This window comes from Sinimarinibacterium arenosum, assembly GCF_005047655.1.
Taxonomy (GTDB): Bacteria; Pseudomonadota; Gammaproteobacteria; order Nevskiales; family Nevskiaceae; genus Solimonas.
In genome coordinates this window covers 185,505-205,406 of sequence record NZ_SUKF01000003.1, presented here as the reverse complement: position 1 = coordinate 205,406, position 19,902 = coordinate 185,505, and the positions used below count along the sequence as shown (strand labels likewise).

The following is a 19,902-nucleotide window of genomic DNA, read 5'->3' as shown; positions in this document are numbered from 1 at the left end:
CATCAACCGCACTCCCCAACGGCGGGCACGGGTTCGGCGCGGTCACTGCGCTTGAGTCCGCGCTGCAGGTCGCTGATGAACATTCCGGCGAGCATGCTGGCCGCGAACAACAGGGCGTCCCGGCCGGCGCCGGCCGCCAGCAGCAATCCCGGACCAGGGCACACGCCGCTGAGGCCCCAGCCGATCCCAAACAGGATGCTGCCGGTGATCAGCGGCCGTGTGATGGTGCGGCGCTCGGGCAGGCTCAGCGCGTCGCCAAACACAGTGCGGCCGCCGCGACGGGCCCAGGCAAATGCCGGCAGCGTCACCAGCACCGCGCCACCCATGACCAGCGCCAGTGCGGGATTCCAGTGACCCGCGACATCGAGAAAGCCGATCACGCGTTGCGGGTCAGTCATGCCAGACACGATCAGCCCCGCTCCAAACAGCAGCCCGGACAGCAGCGGAATGACCGCTTTGAACGTCGAGGTTCTGAAAACCGATGTCATCTCAGGCTCCAATCAGATGACGGGAAACAAACACCGTCAGTGCCGCGGTGGACATGAACAGCGCAACCGCAACCAGCGAGCGCGCAGACAGATTCCCCAGCCCACAGACGCCATGGCCACTGGTGCAGCCTGACGCACTGCGGGTGCCGAAACCCACCAGCGCACCGGCGCCGATGATCAGCGGCAACGGCAGCTCGATCGCGCCTCCGACTCCGCGCCCGGTCGCCGCTACGTACAGCAGCGGTGCCGACACCAGGCCGGCGATGAACAACAGGCGCCAGGCACCGGCACCGGCGTCACCGCGCGTCAGCGTCGCCGCCACTCCGCTGATCCCGGCGATCTGCCCGCTACCGAGCAGCAGCAAGGCGCTGGCGAGTCCGATCATCGCGCCACCCGCGACCGATTCAATCACCCATCCGCTCATCTCAACCCCCGATCCTGGTCATACGCTGAACTGATGCAGGCGCCACACCACTGCGTCCGCTGCAATCAGGGCGCAGATGCTAGCGAGCTGCACCCCGCATGCCTATGCCTTTTTCATCATTAATCGGGATATCAATAGATCGTTTTTTACAGCCCCATGGGCACGCGCTCAGCTCAGCAAATCGAAGGGACCGCCTTTTTCCAGCGCCCGCTGATAGGCCGGACGTGCGCGGATGCGCTCAACATAGGCCTGTGACCGCGGCCGAGGGGTACCGCCATTCAGACTGGCCGCCTCCATCGGAAAGCTCATCTGGATGTCGGCAATGCTCAGGGATTCGCCGGCAAACCATGAACTGCGCGCCAGTTCCTGCTCGACGAATTCAAGGTTCGTCTGCAGATTCGGCCCGAGATAGGCCTTGCGCACCTGCGCCGATATCGCCTTGGCAATCGGACGCACCGGCCATGGCGCACGTTCGACCCGGCCGAAGATCAGTGACATCACGAACAACGGCATCAGCGTGCCTTCCGCGTAGTGCATCCAGTACCGGCAGCGCAGTGCCTCGTCGGATCCGGCTGCAGGCAGCAGCGCCCCATCGCCATAGCGTTCGGCCAGATACTCGATGATCGCGCCGGACTCGGCGACCGTACGCTCGCCATCGGTAATCACCGGAGACTTGCCCAGCGGGTGTACCTTCTTCAGGGCCGCTGGCGCCAGCTTGGTCACCGGATCGCGCGCATAGCGCTGAATGCGATAGTCGACGCCCAACTCCTCCAGCAACCACAGCACGCGCTGCGAGCGCGAATTCTCCAGATGATGAACCACGATCATGACGCTCTCCCCCAACTGGCCTGATGACGGCCAAGAGCGTGCATGCTAACCCGGCTCCCGGCTTATCCTCGCCGCCAGCGTGCCGGCGGTGTGTCGAAGGCGCGCTTGAACGCACGACTGAATGCGGCAACCGAGCGATAGCCAACCGCGTCGGCAATCTGCGCGACGCTGTCGCGTGAATCCCTCAGCCGCTGCGCGGCGACCTGCATGCGCCACTGCGTCAGGTAATCCATCGGCGCACGGCCGAGAAAATCCGCAAAGCGCTGATTGATCACACTGCGGGATGCGCCGACCTCAGTGGCCAGCATTGCTACGGTCCAGTCACGGCCTGGGTCCTGATGCAGCACCGTCAGTGCCCGCGCCAGCACGCGGTCACGCAGGCCAGCCAGCCAGCCGCTACGATCCGGCGGCAGCGACTCCAGATGACGCCGCACCGCCTCGACGAACATCAGCTCCGACAGTCTGGCCAGGACCGCGCCGGCTCCCGGGCGGGGGCTGGCTGCATCACTGACCGCGTATTCGAGCATCGGCGCGAGCCATGGCAGACCGCCGTCAGCGTCCAGCGACACCACCAGCAAATCCGGCAGTGAGTCCAGCAGGGGCGCCGCCATGCGCGGATCGCAGGACAGAAAGCCGCATTGGATCCGGCAGGCTTCGCCACCGCCGCCATGACGCACGACATGAAGCCGATCACCGCAGGCCTCGGCCTGCATCAGCTCACTGATGCGGCGACCGGCCAGCGCCGCCTGGCTCGCCAGTCGATGGGGCGTTCCGCGTGGCAAAATTACGGCCTGATAGGCCTGCACCCGTTGCGGCGGTGCATCCGCGATGATGACTTCGCAACGGCCTTCGACGACTAGATGAAACAGGATCAGATGCTCGGCCGTGGGCATCAGCATCCGGCAGGCGTCAGCACCCTCCGGCGTCACCACCGACCATGGCGCGGTGAACTCACCGGACAAAAACACCGCCCCCTGCAACCGAATCAGACCCAACAACGCGGACAAGGCGTCCACCGCTTCCCTCCCATTTCCGGCTGCATGGACAACAAGCCCGGCGCCACGAGCAATTTTCGCCCCGCCGTCGCAGGCAGCATAGCGGCCCTGACCCCGAGCGTGAGTGGACCATGAGCGTACCTGTCTGGAGCGTATTCGGCTTCGCCCTGTGGACCCTGCTGTTGCTGTTGCTGACCGTCGGCGTGTATCGCTGGTCCCACATCCTCAGCGGACGCATCGCGATCCGCCATTTTCGCGCCGACCGCATCGAGGGCGCCGACTGGTATCGGCGCGCAATGCGGGCCCACGCCAACTGCGTGGAGAATCTTCCGGTGTTCGGTGCGATCGTGTTTGCGCTGAATCAAAGCGGACTGCACGGTCATGTCCTCGACATCGCCGCAGTCGCCATCTTGCCCGCACGCATCACGCAGTCGCTGATTCACGTCGTGCTGCCCGAAACCAATTTCAGCACCAGCCTGCGCTTCAGCTTCTTTCTGCTGCAGATCATCGCCTTCTTCGTGCTGGCCGCGCCGCTGATCCAGCTGTTCCTGGCCGGCGCCTGATATCTGCCGCGCGCTGGCGCGAGAACGGAACCCGGCCGGCGCTCTGCTATCGTTGCGCTTCTCATCTGCGCAACGAATCAATGATCACTCTGTACGGCATCCCGAACTGCGACACCGTCAAGCGCGCGCGTCAGCGCCTGGACGCAGGAAATATTCAGTATCGCTTCCATGATTTTCGGCGCGACGGCCTTGAGCCTGCGTTGGCGCAGCACTGGCTGCAGCAGCTCGGCGCGGACACGGTGCTGAACCGCCGTGGCACCAGCTGGCGCGCGCTGCCCGACGCCGACAAGACCGATCTCGACACGGCCCGCGCAAGCGCGCTGATCGTGGCGCATCCATCGATCGTCAAACGCCCGGTGTTCGACCGTGACGGCGCGCTTCGGGTCGGCTTCGCCAAAGGCGAGGAAGACGCCGTGCTCGCCTGGCTCAAGGGCTGATCCGATGCACAATCCTGCACCGTCATCGCAAACCCCAGGCCTGCTGTGGCTGCTGGCCGCCATCGTCGTGCTGGCGCTGTGCGTCTCGGGATACGCACCCTATGACCGTGGCACCTGGGTACTGGAGGTGCTGCCGGTCCTGATCGTGTTGCCGCTGCTGGCCTGGACCCGCCACAGCTACCGCCTGACCACCATGCTGTACGTACTGATTACCGCGCACGCGCTGGTGCTGATCCTCGGCGGCGCCTATACCTACGCCAGAGTGCCGCTGGGTGACTGGGTGCAGCAGACTTTCGAACTGAGCCGCAACCCGTACGACAAGCTCGGCCACTTCATGCAAGGGTTCGTTCCCGCCCTCGCGGCACGCGAAATTCTGCTGCGCGGCCGTTACGTACACGGGCGTCGCATGCTTGCGTTTCTGTGCGTCTGTATCGCCATGGCGATCAGCGCCGTCTACGAACTGATCGAGTGGTGGACGGCGCTGGGTTTCGGCGATGGCGCAGTCGACTTTCTCGGTACCCAGGGCGATCCCTGGGACACCCAGGAAGACATGCTTTTCGCGTTGATCGGCTCGTCCACGGCCATGCTGACGCTGGCGCGCTGGCACGATCGGCAGCTGGCAGCACTGCACCGATGAAGGCGCTGCCCTCCGCAGTGACTGACGCGCTGGTGCAGTACCTGGACTGGGACGACGCCGCGGCACTCGATCAGGCCTGTGCGCTGGCATCGACGCAGCCGCTGGAGATCAATGCCTTGCTGAGCTGGGTCGCGACCTATCGCTGTGACCCGGCACTGCGCGCACAGGCCACGCGCTCGCTGCGCGCCGCGCTGGGGCTCACGGGTCTGCCCGGCGCGGTCTGCCGCACGCCCGGCGCTTAGGATCCCGCAATCAAACCCATCCTGAACAAAACCGGCATGACCATCAGCCCACACCGCATCACCGGAGCATCCGGCATTCAGCTGGCTGCCGACATCGGCGGCACGCCCGGGAATCCTCCCGTAATCCTGCTGCACGGCGGTGGACAGACCCGTCACGCCTGGTCACGCGCCTTTGGCGAGCTGGTCGATGCCGGCCATCATGTGATCGCCTACGACGCCCGTGGTCACGGCCAGAGCGACTGGTCCGCCGAGGGGGACTACAGCACCGACGCGCTGGTCGCCGACCTCAGGGCCGTGATCGCGACACTGTCACGCCCACCGGCGCTGGTCGGCGCGTCGATGGGCGGAATCACCTCTCTGGTGGCCCTCGGAGAATCGGATACTGCGATGGCCACCTCGCTGGTCCTGGTTGACGTCGCACCGCGCATCGAGCGCGCCGGTGTCGCCAAGATCCGCGCCTTCATGCGCGCCAATCCGGACGGCTTTGCCGACCTCGACGCCGCAGCGGATGCCGTGGCGGCCTACAACCCGTCGCGCCCGCGGCCGAAAGATCCGAGTGGGCTGATGAAGAATCTGCGCCACGGCGACGACGGCCGCCTGTACTGGCACTGGGATCCGAAAATGGTCGCCGACACCGCCGAGGAACATGTCGCCTATCTCGAAGCCTTCGAGGAACGCATGCGCACGGCTGCACGCAATGTCCGCGTGCCGTCGCTACTGGTGCGCGGCTCGCTCAGCGATGTCGTCAGCGATGCCGGGGTCGACGAATTCCGCAACCTGATCCCCGCCGCGGAAACCGTCGCCATCGCCGGAGCTGGCCACATGGTGGCCGGTGATCGCAACGACGCCTTCAATCAGGCGGTGATCGACTTCCTGCGCCGGCATTCGAGCTGAGCACGCGCTCCGCCTTCAGGATTACGCCGCGTCGGCTGCCGCCACCTCCGCCGCGATCACCGTCACCGGTACGCCGTTGAGCGCGGCATTGCCGGACAGCCGGTCCAGCAGGCGCTCGTCGGTCAGGTCGTTGGCACTCTGCCCGGCATGCTTGCGCGCGACACGCTGCGCCACACCCGAACGCGTGTGCCCCCAGCCGTGCGGCAGCGAAACCACGCCGCGCATGATGTCCACGGTCGACTGCACCGTCACCGTCACGCTGCCGACGCGCGAGCGCAGTTCGACCTGCTGGCCGTCATCCAGACCGCGCGCGGCCAGATCGTCGGGATGCATGAACAGCTGATCGCGCGCCTTGCCTTTGACCAGGCGCTGACTGTTGTGCATCCAGGAGTTGTTGCTGCGCACATGGCGCCGCCCGATCAGCCACAGCTCGCCGTCCACCGGCGCCTGCGCCTGCTGTTCGCTCAGCACCTGATCGAAGCGCTGCAGCTCGCCGCGCAGCTCTTCATTCAGACAGGCAATGCGGTGGTTGCGCGTGAACAGGCGCGCCGGCAGCTCCTGCTGCAGCGGCCCGAGATCGATCCCGTGCGGCGCCGCCTTGAGCTTGCGCAGCGTCAGCTGCTGGGGTGACTTCTTGCCGTAGACCCCGCGGCGCAAGCTGAAGTCGAGCATGCGATGCGGCGGCATCCGCGACATGAGCTCATCCCTGATCCGTCCCTGCACCCGCTGCAGCAGCGGGCGCCGGGCGTCCGGACGCAGACGCTCGCGCAGGCGCCGGCCGAGGCCGGCGAAGATCTCCCAGTCGTGCAGCGCACCGGCCGGCTTGGGCAGGATCGCCGGGTTGTAGCGCGCGGTGTTCCGCAACGCGAAGTGGTGAAAGATGATGTCGTAATGATCGTGTTCCAGCGCAGCGGTCGGCGGCAGGATGTAGTGCGCGAAACGCGAGGTCTCGTTGCGATAGAAATCGACGCTGACCATCAGCTCCAGCGACGCCAGCGCCTGTTCCAGCTGACGCCCGTTCGGCGTCGACAGCACCGGGTTGCCGGCGATCGTGATCAGTGCCTTGTGCTGCCCTTCACCGGGCGTGAGGATCTCCTCGGCCAGCGCTGAAACCGGCAGCTCGCCGCCGAATTCCGGAAGGCCCCGTACGCGTGAGCGCCAGGCGCCGTAGTGGCCCGGTTTCGAGCCCGCGCCCTGCACCAGATCCATCGCCGGATGCGGAAACATCATGCCGCCCTCGCGATCCAGATTGCCGGTAACAATGTTCAGCAGCGCCAGCGCCCACTGACACAAGGTGCCGTGTGCCTGCGTCGACACCCCCATGCGGCCATAGGCTGCGGCGGCGGGCGCCGCGGCGAACTCGCGCGCGATGCGCCGGATCGTCTCGGCATCGACGCCGGACACGGCCGCCGCGCGTTCCGGCGTGAACGGTCGCACGCATTCGGCAACCTGATCGAGTCCATCGGTGAATGCCGCCAGCCGGCCCGGATCGCCCAGGCCCTCGGACAGAATCGTGTTCAGCAGCGCCAGCAGCAGGGCCGCGTCGGCGCCGGGGCGGATGAAGTGATGTTCGTCGGAAACCTCGGCGGTCTCGGTGCGACGCGGATCGATCAGCACCAGTTTGCCGCCGCGCGCCTGCATCGCCTTCAGACGTTTGCGGAAGTCCGGCACGGTCCACAGGCTGCCGTTGGACGCCATCGGGTTGGCGCCGAGCATCAGGATGTAGGCACTGCGATCGATATCCGGCACCGACACCATCAGCTGGTGCCCGTACAGCCAGTATGCGATCAGCTGGTGCGGCAGCTGGTCGACCGAGGTGGCCGAATAGCGACTGCGCGTCTTCAGCGGCCCCAGGAACGCGCTGCTGTGGGTCATGTTGCCCCAGTTGTGCACGCTGGGATTGCCCAGGTAGGCGGCGATCGCATTGGCACCGTCACGCTGGTGGATTTCGGCCAGCCGATCCGCCACCTCGTCCAGCGCCTGGTCCCAGCTCAGTTCGACCCATCGCTCGCCAATGCGCTTCTGCGGCCGGCGCAAACGGTCCGGATCATCCTGCAGATCCTGCAGCGCCACCGCCTTGGGGCAGATGTGTCCGCGCGACAGCGGGTCGGCCTCGTCGCCGCGGATCGACACGATCACGCCGTCGCGGACCTTGATCTCCAGACCGCAGATTGCTTCGCACAGATTGCACGCACGGTAATGCGTTTGCTCGCCCATCGCTGGCTCCCCCGCTGGCTGGCGTCAATCGCACGATCATAGCGCCGAACCCCTTGGCGGGACGGCCTGACCGCACGACACAACAAATTGTCGGGAACAAACGACCGCAATAAATGGACTACCATGCCAGTCAATGACAACAACAGGAGGCGTGCCATGCTGATTACCAACGCCCACATCATCAATGAAGGTCACGAAACCCCGGCCGACGTACTGATTCGCAACGGTCGCATCGAGCGCATTGCGCCGCAGATCAGCGCGCCCGCCGGCACCCCGGTGTACGACGCCAAGGGGCAATGGCTGCTGCCGGGCCTGATGGACGACCAGGTGCATTTCCGCGAACCGGGCCTGACCCACAAGGGCAATCTGTTCAGCGAATCGCGCGCGGCGGTGGCCGGCGGCGTGACCAGCTATTTCGACATGCCCAACAACAAGCCGACGATCACCACACGCGAACTGTTGGCGGACAAGTACACGCTGGCCGAAGGCCACAGCTTTGCCAACTACGCGTTCTACTTCGGTGCCGCCAACGACAATCTCGAAGAGATCGCTGCACTGCAGCCGAACGAGGCCTGCGCGGTCAAGGTGTTCATGGGCGCGTCCACCGGCAACATGCTGGTCGACGATCCGCATATCCTCGAAGGCATCTTCGCGCGCTCGCCGCTGATGGTGGTCACGCACTGCGAGGACACGCCGATGATCCAGGCGCTGGAAGCCGATGCGCGTGCCAAGTACGGCGAGGACGTGCCGGCATGGGAGCATCCGAACATCCGCTCGGCTGCGGCGTGCTACGCCTCCAGCCAGCTGGCCGTCGGCCTGGCGAAGAAGCACAACGCCGACCTGCACGTACTGCACCTGACCACCGCGCGCGAGCTGGCGCTGTTCGAGCCCGGCCCGATGAAGGGCAAGAAGATCACCGTCGAAGCCTGCGTGCATCACCTGGCGATGAGCGATGCCGATTACGCCGCGCTCGGTCACCTGATCAAATGCAATCCGGCGATCAAGACCGAAGAGGATCGTCGCGCGCTGATTCACGCGGTGATGGAAGACCGCATCGACATCATCGCCACGGATCATGCGCCGCACACCGCGGAGGAAAAGGCCAACAGCTACTTCAAGGCACCGTCCGGCCTGCCGCTGGTGCAGCATTCGCTGCTGATGCTGATCGATCTGGTCAAACGCGGCGAGCTGAACATGCGCACCGTGGTGCAGAAAGCCTGTCACGCGACCGCGGAGCGCTTCGGCGTCATCGACCGCGGGTATGTCCGGGAAGGCTACTGGGCCGATCTGGTGCTGGTCGATCCGCACGGCAGCACCACGGTCGACCAGTCCAACATTCTCTACAAGTGCGGCTGGTCCCCGCTGGAAGGCCGGACCTTCGGCGCCAGCATCACCGGCACCTGGGTCAACGGCGAACTGGTCTACGAGAACGGTGAGGTCAAGCTGCCGCCGATCGGCCAGCGCATTCAGTTCGCAAGCCAGCGCTGAAGCACGGGGCATGGCAAAACTCGAACGCTGCCCGTGGTCGACGTCCACCCCCGAGTACCGCGCCTATCACGACGATGAGTGGGGTGTGCCGCAGCACGATGACCGCGTGCTGTTCGAGTTCCTGATTCTCGAGGGCGCGCAGGCCGGCCTGTCGTGGCGCACGATCCTCGAGCGCCGGGATAGCTATCGCCGTGCATTCGCCGACTTCGACCCGGTCAAGCTCGCGCGCTTTACCGATGCCCGGTTGGAGAAGCTGATGCTCGATCCCGGCATCGTGCGCAATCGCCTGAAGATCTGGTCGGCGCGCGGCAATGCCCAGGCCTTCCTCAGGGTGCAGCAGGAGTTCGGCAGCTTCGACGCCTACTTGTGGGGTTTTGTCGACGGCACACCGGTGATCAATCGCTTCCGCGAACTGCGCGAAGTGCCGGCACGCACCGAGCTGTCCGACCGCATCAGCAAGGATCTGCTCAAGCGCGGCTTCAAATTCGTCGGCAGCACTATCGTCTATGCCTATCTTCAGGCAATGGGCGTGGTCAACGACCATCTGATCGACTGTCCGCGTCACCGCGCGGTCCAGCGCTAGGCCGCCCCGCAGCTTCACTCGCCGCAATGCAGAACAGGCCTTGACTCTGGACCAGACTCCAGGGTTTAGCATGGGCCCTGTTCAAACCGTCGCGGAGTTTTGCCATGTCCAGTCTGCGTGTCAGTCAGCTCGCCGAGCGTGCCGGCGTCGGTATCGACACCGTGCGCTACTACGAGCGCGCCGGCCTGATTCCGGAACCACCCCGACGCGCGTCGGGCTACCGCGAATACCCGGCACAGGCCGTCGAGCGCCTGCGCTTCATCCGTCGCGCCAAGGCACTGGGCTTCACTCTGGAAGAGATTGCCGGCCTGCTGACCCTGTCGGACCAGCGTGCCGATGCCCAGGACGTGCGCCAGCTCGCGGTCGAACGCCTGGAGCAGATCGAGACCAAACTGCGCGAGCTCCAGCGCATGCGCGACGGGCTGCGCCAGCTGGTCGACGCCTGCCCGGGCCATGGCGACAGCGAGGCCTGCCCGATCCTGTCCGCACTGAACGACGGAGCGACCCCATGAGCGAGCACGACCACGGCAAGCAGCCTGCGGAACACCGTTGCGGCGCCGGCATGCATCACACCCCCGCGGCAGCCGAAAAAGCCGAACACAGCTGCTGCGCTCATCACGGCGCCACGCCGCACCACACGGCGCCGGCGACCACCAGCGCCTCCGGCCTGTGGACCTGTCCGATGCATCCGGAGATCCAACAGGACCATCCGGGCAGCTGCCCCAAGTGCGGCATGGCACTGGAACCGAGGGACCCCGGCACGGCGCATGACGACAGCGAACTGCGCGACATGCAGCGCCGGTTCTGGATCGGGGTGCCGCTGTCGCTGCTGACGCTGCTGCTGGCCATGGGCCCGATGCTGGGTCTGCCGCTGCACGGCGCCTGGAATGGCTGGGCCCAGATGCTGCTGTCGACGCCGGTGGTGCTGTGGGCCGGCTGGCCGTTCTTTGTCCGCGGCTGGCAGTCGGTGCGGCATCGCAGCCCGAACATGTTCACGCTGATTGCACTGGGCACCGGCGCCGCCTACGGCTTCAGCCTGTTCGGCCTGCTGCTGCCGCAATGGCTGCCGGCCTCCCTCCTGGAACACGGCAACGCGCCGCTGTACTTCGAATCCTCCGCAGTCATCATCACCCTGGTGTTGCTGGGTCAGGTGCTGGAGCTGCGCGCCCGCGCACAGACATCCAGCGCGATCCAGGCGCTGCTGCAACTGGCTCCGCGCATCGCGCATCGTGTCGACGCCGACGGCAACGAAAGCGATGTTGACGTCGATCAGGTGCAGGTCGGCGACCGCTTGCGCGTGCGTCCCGGCGAAAAGATCCCGGTCGACGGCATCGTCATCGACGGCAGCAGTCACGTCGACGAGTCGATGCTCAGCGGCGAGCCCGCTCCGGTGCGCAAGCAGCAGGACGCAACACTCAACGCCGGCACCGTCAACGGCACCGGCAGCCTGCTGATGCAGGCCGAACACGTCGGCGCCGAAACCCTGCTGTCGCAGATCGTGCACATGGTGGCCGAGGCGCAGCGCTCGCGGGCGCCGATCCAGCGGCTGGCAGACAGCGTATCGGCGTGGTTTGTGCCGGCCGTGGTCGCCAGCGCCATCATCGCCGCCGCGGTGTGGGCGCTGGTCGGCCCTCCGCCGGCACTGGCGCATGCACTGGTCGTCGCGGTGTCGGTGCTGATCATCGCCTGCCCCTGCGCACTGGGCCTGGCGACGCCGATGTCGATCATGGTCGGTGTCGGTCGCGGCGCGCGTGAAGGCGTGCTGATCCGCGATGCCGCGGCACTCGAAACGCTGGAGAAGGTCGACACCCTCGTCGTCGACAAGACCGGCACCCTGACCGAGGGCAAGCCTTCGCTGACCCGCGTCGTGACCTGCGCCAGCTTTGACGAAACCACCGTACTGACACTGGCGGCTGCGGTCGAAAGCAGCAGCGAACATCCGCTGGCACGGGCGATCGTGGACGGTGCGCGTGCACGTGACATCGCGCTCCCCGCAGTCAGCGGATTCGGCTCCGATCCCGGCAGCGGTGTCTGGGGTCAGGTCGACGGTCGCAGCGTGAAGATCGGCAATCAGCGCATGCTCGAGTCACTGTCGCTGGACGCGACGGCGCTGAATGACGCCGCGGATGCCGAGCGTGCGCAGGGCGCCACCGCGATCCATGTCGTCATTGACGACACGCTGGCAGGTCTGCTGATCGTCGCCGACGCGATCAAGCCAACCACGGCCGAGGCACTGCAGACGCTGAAGTCCGCCGGCATCCGCGTGATCATGCTGACCGGCGACAACGCGCGCACGGCCCAGGCCGTCGGCGTCACGCTGGGACTCGACGATGTCATTGCCGATGTCCTGCCGCAGGACAAGGCCGCGGTCGTGAAGCAGCTGCAGGCCGAAGGTCGTGTGGTGGCGATGGCCGGCGACGGCGTCAACGATGCACCGGCCCTGGCGCAGGCGCAGGTCGGCATCGCCATGGGCACCGGTACTGACGTCGCCATGGAGTCCGCCGGCGTCACGCTGGTGAAGGGCGATCTCCGCGGCATCGCCCGCGCGGTACAGCTGTCGCGGCGGACGATGCGCAACATCCGCCAGAACCTGTTCTTCGCATTCATCTACAACGCGCTCGGGGTGCCACTGGCCGCGGGCGTGCTGTACCCGGTCTTCGGTCTGCTGCTGTCACCGATGATTGCCAGTGCCGCGATGAGCTTCTCGTCGGTGTCGGTGATCGCCAACGCACTGCGCCTGCGAGCAGCCAGGTTGTAGTTCCCGACGCACCGACTACGGCACCTCAGTCGTGCAAGCCCGGCTCCTTGCGCGCCAGCGGATTCGGCGTCGGCTCGGCGATACGGCTGAGGGTGTTGCGATCCGTGTGGTGAAACGGCTCGGTCGTGCCCTTGATCAGCATCACGGTGTCTTCCTCGTACGACCAGGTACCGTCGTTGTTGATCGTGACCTTGATACGGAATTCGACGGTGCGGAACGCGTGCTCCAGAAACGGCGCCGAACGGATGCCGTAGTTGATCGAATCCTGCGTCGCCGACACCTCGAACTGCTTGGCATCAGCCGCGGCATGTCCGCCAGCCATGACAACCTGACCGCGCGGAATCGTCAGCGTGTGGATGATCGCGCCGGTCGCCGGCTCCCACAGCCAGTAGCCGACCTGATCGTGATAGGTCTTGACCTGCCCCGGCTTGACCACATGCGTGTGATACCGCAGGCCATACAGCAGCTGCGGGCCGTTGGTGGCCGGATCGATCGGCTGCAGCTCGATGCGCTCGACATAGGCCTGCTTCTTTGGCCCCTCGGCCTTGGGTTTCACATCAAGACCGCGCAGGCCCTCCCAGACACCGGCCATGCCGGTCAAGGGGCCGAGATTGCGCAGGGTGTCGACGTCGATGTCGGTCGGCTCGGTATAGATGTCCGCGGGAAATTCGCTCATGGTCTCGTTGTGCCGTTTGGATCAGAAGTCGTTGAATGGCGGGAATCGATGGCGTCGCACTTTATTGCAGGAAATCACGAGTGGCACGCGGCCGCGTTGAGATGGATCAGTTCCGCCACCTGCGGCGCAGGCCCCAGCGTCGCAGCAGCGTGAATCCGCCGACGAGTCCGCCCAGATGCGCAAAGTGCGCGACGCCCGCCTGGGTCCCGGTGATTCCTGCATACAACTCAAAAGAGGCATACAGCACCACGAACACCGGAGCCGGCATCGGGATCGGCGGAAACAGCAACATCACACGCCGTCGCGGAAACAGCATCGCGTATGCCGCCAGCAGACCGAACAGACCGCCCGAAGCACCGACTGTTGGAACCGGCGGACCGAAACCGGCAGCGATCAGCTGGGTGACGGCCGCGGCCAGAACGCTGATCAGATACAACCAGCCGAATCGCATCGACCCGATCGTGCGCTCGATATCGCGCCCGAACATCCATACGCCCAGCATGTTTGCGCCCAGGTGCAACGGACTCCCGTGCAGAAAGGCGCTGGTGAAGACCTGCCAGAACTCGAAGCCCGCGCCCAGCGGCCACAACGCGAAGCGCTCGATCAGACCGTCTGCGACCTGGGTCTGCAGGCCGAACACACCGATATTGACGGCCAGCAGCAGGTAAGTGATCGGCGATTGACGCATGGAGAGTTTCAACGGCACGGACGTGAGCCGGGTCAGTCTAGAACATCGACTCGGACCTCGCGGTGGCACCTCCGGCAATGTTCCGACCGCCTAGACGCCGGACATCTCCATCACCCGGTTTCGCCCTTCAGCCTTCGCCCGGTACATGGCGTTGTCCGCACGCTCGACCGTCTCCTCCGAGACGTTGCTGCGAAGGTGTCTTGCCAGTCCGATACTCAGCGTCAGTGTATGACCTGCCGCATCGACCGGAATCGACAACGAAGCCACTGCAGCTCTCAGGGTTTCCGCAATCGTCCGCGCCACCGAACCATGGTCCACGACCAATGCAGCCACAAACTCTTCGCCGCCATAGCGACAGACCAGCCCAGGCGGCGGCACGATTCTGCGCATGACTGATGCGACATCGATCAGTGCCTGATCCCCAGTACGATGACCGAAGTGATCGTTCAACGACTTGAAGTGGTCCAGGTCGGCAAACAGAACATAAACCCGCTGCCCGGTGTGACCTGCACGCGCCACCAGCGGCTGGAACTGGGCTTCCCAGGCGCGTCGGTTGATCAGTCCGGTTAACGGATCGACCATCGACAACTGCTCGGCCTCCCTGAACAGACGCCTCTGCGCCAGGGCGCGATCGGCCAGTCCAATTGCGAGCACCAATCCCTCGAACGCTCCCGCGGGAAACAGAGCGTCGTCAAGCCAGGCCCAGTCCGCGAACGATCCGGTGGTCTGCATTGAACCGGCAAAGGTCACCGCCATCAGCGGAACCCAGCCGAGCAGAAAATAGCCGCCGTACCGTGAGCCACTTCGCCAGGCGATCAGCGCAGCGGTTGGTAGCAGCAGCGCACCGAAAGCCAGTAATGGATTCAGTGCAACCCGCGCCAAATGCATCAGACTCTCGACCGGAAGCATCCCGAGGCCCAGGACCAGGCCAAACAACACCACATATCCCAGCACCACCCGCTGCAACTTCGGCGCAAATTCCCGCATGCGCGTGAATGCGAGCAGGAACAGACAAGCGCTGATGACGCTCAGGACCGTGACCAGCTTGCCGACAATCCCAACCACCGCAGCCCAAGAATGCCAGTGCAGCACCGTGAACAGGTAGCCGCTGGTAATCGTTTGCAGCACGATGAAGCAGGATAGATACACGGCATAGAACAGATACGCACGATCACGCAGGATGACCAGGAACACCAGCGCCGTTGCCATCATCATCGCCATCGCCGCAAGGCAGGCGCTGGTCCCGGCGACCCATACCGCATTGCGGCGCAGATAGTCCGCCAGCGGCTCGACCGACAGACGTACACCGGGCGCATGCGTCGGGTGTGGATAGAAATTGAGATACAGGCTCGCATCCGCCGCGAGGTTTTGCGGCAGCTCGAAAACCGGCGCCCCGATACCGGACAGCCCCACCTGCTGCGAATCGGCGATCCCCGCCGTCACCGGCACGGCGTTACCCGGCAGCCACAAAGCGGCCGTACCGAACACCGTGCGCTCGACAACCAGCAGCAGCGGCACGGCCGGCCAGCGACCCTCGGCCAGTCGCAGACGAACCCAGCGTCCATTCGGATTGCGCTCAATCTGATGAATCCGTGTGGGATCAAAGGTCTGATAGCTGCCATCGGCAGCGACGTCGAGCGGCGACGCCTGCTCCACGACCGGCTCCCATTCGTCCGCCAGGATTGGCACCGAAGCCGCTGCTGCTGCAGGGGCAACGCAGAGACCAATCCACAGCAGCAGCCACGTCCGCAGCGACAGCCGGAATCCCGGCCCGCGACAACGTCTGATGCAGCAGACGGCTGACAAACGAGTAGACACGCGAACTGACACGCACCGCAGGATGAACGAGTGACCGCGACCATAGCGCTGTAATGCCGTCTGAACCGGAGCCAGCTCGCGAACGGCTTCCGTCAGGTGACACGCGTACAGTCGCGACCCGGGCGACATCTCGAGCACACCTCGCAGATCCGCAGACAGTGCGCTCGATGGCGCATGCGGGAGTCGCGAGAAGCGTGCACTGGGAGCCTCGAATTCGAACACCTGGCGGGGCCTGCCGCGCTGACACGCGCCTGAATCATGGAATTGCCACTACACTGCGCGCCCGATTCTGACGCGCCGAGCGCCGAGCCTCTCATGCTGACCCCGTCGTTCTGGCGCGCTTATTCCGGCGACCCGGCCCTGCCAACGCTGCAGCTGTTTCGCATCGAAGACTTCCGATGAAAGTCCCCAAGGGTCTGCAGCCGCTGGTCGACAACGGCGTGGTTGACGATGTCGTGCGCCCGCTCAAGAGCGGCAAGGAAGCCGCGGTCTTCGTTGTCGAATGTCACGGCGAGCTGCGCTGCGCCAAGGTCTACAAGGACGCCGAGCATCGTGGCTTTCACAAGCTCGCGCAGTACCAGGAAGGCCGCAAGCGCCGCGGCAGTCGCGACGAGCGTGCAATGGGCGGCCGCAGCCGACGCGGACGCAAGCTGCAGGAAAGCGAATGGAAGAACGCCGAGATCGATGCGCTGTATCGCCTAGCAGCTGCCGGCGTGCGCGTACCGCAGCCTCTGGGTGTGTTCGACGGCGTGCTGTTGATGGAACTGGTCTGTGACGCCGACGGCAACCCGGCGCCGCGTCTGAACGAAGTCGAAATGACACCGGAACAGGCCCGCGAGTGGCACCGGTTCATGATCGAACAGATCGTGCGCATGCTCTGCGCCGGCCTGATTCACGGCGATCTGTCCGAATTCAATGTGCTGGTCGACACCAACGGCCCGGTGGTGATCGACCTGCCGCAGGCGGTCGATGCGGCGAGCAACAACAACGCCTTTCGCATGCTGCAGCGTGATGTCGACAACATGCGGGAAACGTTTGGTCGCGTCGCACCCGAGCTGCTCGCAACCCAGTACGCCCGCGAGATCTGGGCGCTGTACGAGACCGCCCAGCTCACGCCCGAAACGCCGTTGACCGGAGAATTCACGCCGGATCCGGGCTCGGCGGATGTCGAAGCAGTGCTGGAGCAGATTGCCGAAGCCCGGCGCGAAGCCGAGGCACGCCAGCGCGGACGCGAGGCCGCCGAACAGGACGACTGAACCGACGCGCCCGGAGATTTGGGCGCATACTGTGCGCGGGCCGCGGTCTTACTGCAATCCGCCGACCCTGCAGACGCCTCCAGCATTGCAACCTGGCCGCCGTTGCCAGCAGTCCAGCAATCGCCCCGAGGCGCGCTCATGAATCAACCCAAGACCCTGTTGCTCAGCGTTTTCAGCGGCGGTGGTGGCACTGCCCGTTACGGCGACTTCGTCGTCGTCAGGCTCTCCGCCGGTGCGTTTGCGGCCTCCTCGCAGGAGTTCAACATGACGCAGAACTGGGCCCGCGCACGCGTCTCCAGCGGCAACGCGCAGCGCGACCGCAGCACGTTCACCGATCACTTCGAAACCTTGCTGGCCCGCAGCGGCTGCGGTATCGCCACCAAAGGCAGCCGTCCGTTGCTGAAGCGCATCGTCGAAGGCCTCAAGCAGATGAATATCGACCTCAGCGAATGGTCGATTCCCGCGAATATCAACGAAAGCGTCGAGGTTCAGCGCCGCACTCCGGCCACCGATCGCACCGTTGTCGCAACCCCTTCGACTCCGGAAAAGCCGACGCCATGAACGCCATCCTCAAACCGCTGTTCGAATCCGATGAAACGGAAGCCTCCACGCTGTACAACGCGAACGGCGGCTCGGAATTCCTGCTGGTCTGCGAATACGCCAGCCCACGACTGCCCGCCTCACTGGGCACCCTCGGACTGAAGGACACCCAGCTTGACGGTCCATTGGCCTGGGACATCGGCGCGGTCAGCGTAGCGCGGCTGCTATCCGACCGTCTCGAAGCGCCGCTGATCGAAGCCAACTATTCACGTCTGGTGATTGACTGCAACCGTCCGCTGGACGCTGCGGACTCCATCAACTGCCGTACCGAGTGGGGTGAGATCGACGGCAACCTGGAGTTGGACCCCGAAGCCGTCGCCGAGCGCATCGCTGGGGTCTTCACGCCGTTCCACGACACGCTGCGCAAGCTGATCGATCAGCGCCTGCGTGCACGCCGCCCGACCCGCCTGATTGCACTACGCAGCTTTGCACCGAGCTTTCGCGGCGACGAGCGGCCGTGGGACATCAGCCTGATGTTCGACCGTGACGCCCGCCTGGGGCACGCACTGCAACAGCTGCTCAAGCGCGATGAACGCCTGCAGGTCGGCATCAACGAACCGCAGTCCATGGACGACACCAACGACTACACGCTGTCGCAGCATGCGGAATCGCGCGGGCTGCCACACGTCGGCCTGTCCATTCGCCAGGATCTGATCACCGATGTCGCCGGCCAGAAGAACTGGGCCGGCCGCCTCGCCAGCCTGCTGAAGCAAGCCGGCGCCGGACTCAAGGACGTCTGACCGTAGAGCCGACGAAGTCACAATACATCATTCAACACTTGAGGTTAATATCTCAATATATTGATTTTCCAGAATTTATAACAAATACACGGCAATCGGCGCTCGGCAGCACTTGACCGACACTCACGCACGACCGTCAGAGATACCGCCAGCGCTGACCGTCCTTCGAGTCCTCGACCAGGACGCCGCGCGCCTTCAGTTCGTCGCGGATGCGGTCGGATTCGGCCCACTGCTTGTTGGCGCGAGCGTCGGCGCGTTGTGCCAGCAGGGCCTCGATCTCTTCCGCGCCGGGGCGCTCACCGTCAACGGCCGGGCTCCAGCTGAACCAGTCCTCCGGCGCCTGCTGCAGCAGGCCCAGCAGCAGACCGGCATCAAGCATCTGCGCCTTCAGCTGCGCCTTCTCGGCCGCATCGTCCGCCTTGTTGGCCCGGCGCGCCAGCTCGAACAGTTCAGCCAGCGCCATCGGCGTATTCAGATCGTCCTCCAGCGCGGAGATGAAGGCTTCCGGCGCGGTGACCCCGGCCGCAGGCGCAACGTCGCCCAGATCCCGCAGCGCGCCGTAGAGCCGGTCGAGCTTCTTGCGCGCCTCACCGATGACTTCATCGGTCCAGTCGATCGGCTGGCGGTAATGGCCGGTCAGCAGCACCAGACGCATGGCTTCGCCCGGCAGCGACTTCAGCAGCTCATGCACCAGCAACACATTGCCGACCGACTTCGACATCTTCTGGCTGTCGACGTTGAGAAAGCCGTTGTGCAGCCAGTAGCGCGCAAAGGTCTTGCCGCCGTGAGAGCACGTCGATTGCGCAATCTCGTTTTCGTGATGCGGGAACACCAGATCGATCCCGCCGCCATGGATGTCGATGGTCTCGCCAAGCAGCGCCTCGGCCATCGCCGAGCACTCGATATGCCAGCCCGGCCGGCCGCGGCCCCAGGGCGAATCCCAGCCCGGTTGCTCGTCGGTCGACGGTTTCCACAGCACGAAATCGCCGGCGTGCTTCTTGTACGGCGCAACTTCGACGCGCGCGCCCGCCATCAGCGCCTGCTCGTCACGCTTGGACAGCTTGCCGTAGCCGTCAAAGCTCAGCGTGTGAAACATCACGTGGCCCTTGGCCTCGTAGGCGTGCCCGCTGTCGATCAGCCGCTGGATCATCGCAATGATCGTCGGCAGATGTTCGGTCACGCGCGGCGCGAAGTCGGTGGGCTGCACGCCCAGCGCCGCCATGTCCTCGAGATAGATCTTCTCGTAACGCTGCGCAATCACGCCAATCTCGACTCCTTCCTTCACCGCAGCAGCGTTGATCTTGTCGTCGATGTCGGTGATGTTGCGGACATAGACCACCTGCGGATACCGCCGCCGCAGCACGCGCGCCAGCACGTCGAACACCACCGCGGGTCGCGCGTTGCCGATATGCGCGTAGCTGTAGACGGTCGGACCGCAGACGTACATCGTCACCCGCTGCGGATCGAGCGGGACGAATGCTTCCTTGCGGCCAGTCAGGGTGTTATGCAGCTGCATCGGGGTATCCATCGCGAAAAACGCGCGAAGGATACCGTAGCTTGGGCGGATCCA

Annotated in this window: 21 protein-coding genes; 12 read left to right on the top strand and 9 right to left on the bottom strand. The window is 65.1% G+C overall.

All coding sequences use genetic code 11. The features are described from left to right. Positions 1-2: 2 nt before the first annotated feature. From E4T66_RS07305 to E4T66_RS07290, 4 genes are all read right to left on the bottom strand, one after another. Positions 3-488, bottom strand: a complete 486-nt coding sequence (locus E4T66_RS07305) for a DUF6691 family protein (protein ID WP_211242811.1) — start codon at positions 486-488, stop codon at positions 3-5. A 1-nt stretch (position 489) separates the two neighbouring features. After that, entirely contained in the window at positions 490-912 is a 423-nt protein-coding gene (locus E4T66_RS07300; protein ID WP_136848258.1) for a YeeE/YedE family protein, read from the bottom strand. Positions 913-1,080: 168 nt separating this feature from the next. Further along, complete coding sequence (locus E4T66_RS07295) at positions 1,081-1,740, bottom strand: glutathione S-transferase family protein (protein WP_136848257.1); 660 nt, start codon at positions 1,738-1,740, stop codon at positions 1,081-1,083. Between the two features lie 62 nt (positions 1,741-1,802). Next, a complete protein-coding gene (locus E4T66_RS07290) occupies positions 1,803-2,756 on the bottom strand; it encodes an AraC family transcriptional regulator (protein WP_136848256.1) in 954 nt (317 codons plus the stop codon). 110 nt (positions 2,757-2,866) lie between these two features. Between E4T66_RS07290 and E4T66_RS07285 the strand changes: the two genes are divergently transcribed. The 5 genes from E4T66_RS07285 to E4T66_RS07265 all read left to right on the top strand — a co-directional run bounded on the left by E4T66_RS07285 (position 2,867) and on the right by E4T66_RS07265 (position 5,508). Beyond that, positions 2,867-3,298, top strand: a complete 432-nt coding sequence (locus E4T66_RS07285) for an MAPEG family protein (protein WP_136848255.1) — start codon at positions 2,867-2,869, stop codon at positions 3,296-3,298. Positions 3,299-3,378: 80 nt separating this feature from the next. Then, positions 3,379-3,735 (top strand): arsenate reductase, encoded by a 357-nt coding sequence (locus E4T66_RS07280; RefSeq protein WP_136848254.1) that lies wholly within the window; start codon positions 3,379-3,381, stop codon positions 3,733-3,735. Positions 3,736-3,739: 4 nt separating this feature from the next. After that, positions 3,740-4,372 (top strand): DUF2238 domain-containing protein, encoded by a 633-nt coding sequence (locus E4T66_RS07275; protein WP_136848253.1) that lies wholly within the window; start codon positions 3,740-3,742, stop codon positions 4,370-4,372. Continuing rightward, positions 4,369-4,614, top strand: a complete 246-nt coding sequence (locus E4T66_RS07270) for a hypothetical protein (RefSeq protein WP_136848252.1) — start codon at positions 4,369-4,371, stop codon at positions 4,612-4,614. The genes E4T66_RS07275 and E4T66_RS07270 overlap by 4 nt, the downstream gene beginning before the upstream one ends. 36 nt (positions 4,615-4,650) lie before the next feature. Next, positions 4,651-5,508 carry an alpha/beta fold hydrolase gene (locus tag E4T66_RS07265; RefSeq protein ID WP_136848251.1) on the top strand — a complete coding sequence of 286 codons (858 nt, stop codon included), beginning with the start codon at positions 4,651-4,653 and terminating at the stop codon, positions 5,506-5,508. 21 nt (positions 5,509-5,529) lie between these two features. Here the strand turns inward: E4T66_RS07265 and E4T66_RS07260 are convergent, their stop codons facing one another. Continuing rightward, the gene (locus E4T66_RS07260) at positions 5,530-7,725 is read right to left on the bottom strand and encodes a molybdopterin oxidoreductase family protein (protein ID WP_136848250.1); all 2,196 of its coding nucleotides are present in this window, start codon (positions 7,723-7,725) and stop codon (positions 5,530-5,532) included. Between the two features lie 156 nt (positions 7,726-7,881). On the opposite strand from E4T66_RS07260, the gene E4T66_RS07255 reads away from it, so the two are divergent. From E4T66_RS07255 to E4T66_RS07240, 4 genes are all read left to right on the top strand, one after another. Next, a complete protein-coding gene (locus E4T66_RS07255; RefSeq protein ID WP_136848249.1) occupies positions 7,882-9,213 on the top strand; it encodes a dihydroorotase in 1,332 nt (443 codons plus the stop codon). Positions 9,214-9,223: 10 nt separating this feature from the next. Next, positions 9,224-9,796 carry a DNA-3-methyladenine glycosylase I gene (locus E4T66_RS07250; protein WP_136848248.1) on the top strand — a complete coding sequence of 191 codons (573 nt, stop codon included), beginning with the start codon at positions 9,224-9,226 and terminating at the stop codon, positions 9,794-9,796. A 104-nt stretch (positions 9,797-9,900) separates the two neighbouring features. After that, positions 9,901-10,308, top strand: a complete 408-nt coding sequence (locus tag E4T66_RS07245) for a heavy metal-responsive transcriptional regulator (RefSeq protein ID WP_136848247.1) — start codon at positions 9,901-9,903, stop codon at positions 10,306-10,308. Between the two features lie 170 nt (positions 10,309-10,478). Then, entirely contained in the window at positions 10,479-12,554 is a 2,076-nt protein-coding gene (locus E4T66_RS07240) for a copper-transporting P-type ATPase (RefSeq protein ID WP_367396752.1), read from the top strand. Between the two features lie 25 nt (positions 12,555-12,579). Here the strand turns inward: E4T66_RS07240 and E4T66_RS07235 are convergent, their stop codons facing one another. From E4T66_RS07235 to E4T66_RS07225, 3 genes are all read right to left on the bottom strand, one after another. Further along, the gene (locus E4T66_RS07235) at positions 12,580-13,230 is read right to left on the bottom strand and encodes an FABP family protein (RefSeq protein ID WP_136848245.1); all 651 of its coding nucleotides are present in this window, start codon (positions 13,228-13,230) and stop codon (positions 12,580-12,582) included. 106 nt (positions 13,231-13,336) lie between these two features. After that, complete coding sequence (locus E4T66_RS07230) at positions 13,337-13,918, bottom strand: rhomboid family intramembrane serine protease (protein WP_136848244.1); 582 nt, start codon at positions 13,916-13,918, stop codon at positions 13,337-13,339. Positions 13,919-14,008: 90 nt separating this feature from the next. Beyond that, positions 14,009-15,607: a GGDEF domain-containing protein gene (locus E4T66_RS07225; protein WP_169577531.1), complete on the bottom strand. Its 1,599-nt coding sequence runs from the start codon at positions 15,605-15,607 to the stop codon at positions 14,009-14,011. Between the two features lie 527 nt (positions 15,608-16,134). On the opposite strand from E4T66_RS07225, the gene E4T66_RS07220 reads away from it, so the two are divergent. From E4T66_RS07220 to E4T66_RS07210, 3 genes are all read left to right on the top strand, one after another. Continuing rightward, complete coding sequence (locus E4T66_RS07220; RefSeq protein ID WP_136848242.1) at positions 16,135-16,992, top strand: PA4780 family RIO1-like protein kinase; 858 nt, start codon at positions 16,135-16,137, stop codon at positions 16,990-16,992. A gap of 138 nt (positions 16,993-17,130) precedes the next feature. Further along, positions 17,131-17,553, top strand: a complete 423-nt coding sequence (locus E4T66_RS07215) for a hypothetical protein (RefSeq protein ID WP_136848241.1) — start codon at positions 17,131-17,133, stop codon at positions 17,551-17,553. Beyond that, positions 17,550-18,332 carry an N-formylglutamate amidohydrolase gene (locus tag E4T66_RS07210; RefSeq protein WP_169577530.1) on the top strand — a complete coding sequence of 261 codons (783 nt, stop codon included), beginning with the start codon at positions 17,550-17,552 and terminating at the stop codon, positions 18,330-18,332. The genes E4T66_RS07215 and E4T66_RS07210 overlap by 4 nt, the downstream gene beginning before the upstream one ends. A 136-nt stretch (positions 18,333-18,468) precedes the next feature. On the opposite strand, the gene cysS is transcribed toward E4T66_RS07210, so the two are convergent. Further along, positions 18,469-19,860 carry a cysteine--tRNA ligase gene (gene cysS, locus E4T66_RS07205; protein WP_169577529.1) on the bottom strand — a complete coding sequence of 464 codons (1,392 nt, stop codon included), beginning with the start codon at positions 19,858-19,860 and terminating at the stop codon, positions 18,469-18,471. Positions 19,861-19,902: the final 42 nt, after the last annotated feature.